The sequence below is a fragment of the Stenotrophomonas sp. SrG genome, assembly GCF_050031795.1.
GTDB classification, from domain to species: domain Bacteria; phylum Pseudomonadota; class Gammaproteobacteria; order Xanthomonadales; family Xanthomonadaceae; genus Stenotrophomonas; species Stenotrophomonas rhizophila_A.
Genome location: NZ_JBNBBE010001147.1, coordinates 1 through 239, shown reverse-complemented (window position 1 = coordinate 239; position 239 = coordinate 1). Strand labels below are relative to the sequence as shown.

Genomic DNA, 239 nt, shown 5'->3' with positions numbered 1-239 from the left:
ATGTGAGGGCGGGATGGGGGGTGGTCGTGGATGAACTGGTCGATGCGGTTTGTGTGGACTACGGCCCGCGGTGGTTGGGGTTGCGATTGCGGTGCCGTGCGGCCGTGTTGGCGGTGCGCCGCGATTACGCGGCGTGGGAGGGGCGGCTGCTGGGCGTGGGCGCCGCGTGGGGGGAAGGCGGCGCGGTGGAGGCTGCTGTTGACTCGCGCGCGGTCGGTGCCGGCGCGGCCGCGCCGGCG

Annotated in this window: 1 pseudogene; it reads left to right on the top strand. The window is 74.5% G+C overall.

What is annotated here, in order from left to right:
- Nucleotides 1-26: 26 nt before the first annotated feature.
- A pseudogene (locus ACQG3P_RS23065) lies at nucleotides 27-239 on the top strand (phenazine biosynthesis protein PhzF); the annotation flags it as partial.